Origin of the sequence: Streptomyces sp. AB3(2024) (assembly GCF_041862025.1) — a bacterium.
Classification (GTDB): Bacteria; Actinomycetota; Actinomycetes; order Streptomycetales; family Streptomycetaceae; genus Streptomyces.
Genome location: NZ_JBGWAB010000332.1, coordinates 1 through 566 on the forward strand (window position 1 = coordinate 1; position 566 = coordinate 566).

The following is a 566-nucleotide window of genomic DNA, read 5'->3' on the forward strand; positions in this document are numbered from 1 at the left end:
ACCGCGTCCACCGGCGGCCACACCGCCAGCTCACCGAACTCCGCCGCAGCCTCAGAACGCGCACCACTGGCCAGCACACCCGACCCGTGACGCGTCCACAACTCCTCCCCCACCACATCCTGACGCCGCGAATACACAGCGAACGCCCGCCCACCACCCACAGCCGGCGCCTCCACCACCAACTGCAGCTGGACACCACCCCGCTCGGGCAACACCAGCGGCGCCTCCAGCGTCAGCTCCTCCACCACATCACAACCGACCTGGTCACCGGCACACACCGCCAGCTCCACAAAAGCCGTACCCGGCAGCAGCACACCACCATGAATCACATGATCGGCAAGCCAGGGATGGGTCTCCAACGACAGACGACCCGCAAGCAGCACCCCACCCGAATCAGCCAGAGCAACCGTCGCACCAAGCAGCGGATGCGCCGCATCACCAAGACCGATCGACTCCGGATCCCCACCCACGAAAGCCACCGCACTGGGCCAGAACCGCTGCCGCTGGAACGCATACGTCGGCAGATCCACCCGCCGCGCACCCGTACCGGCGAAGAACGCCGACCA

The 566-nt window shown here is 67.1% G+C and carries 1 protein-coding gene; it reads right to left on the reverse strand.

The window, feature by feature from the left end; genetic code table 11:
- The coding region (locus ACEPPI_RS40630; protein ID WP_373920257.1) for a hypothetical protein at window positions 1–566 on the reverse strand (566 nt) is incomplete at both ends.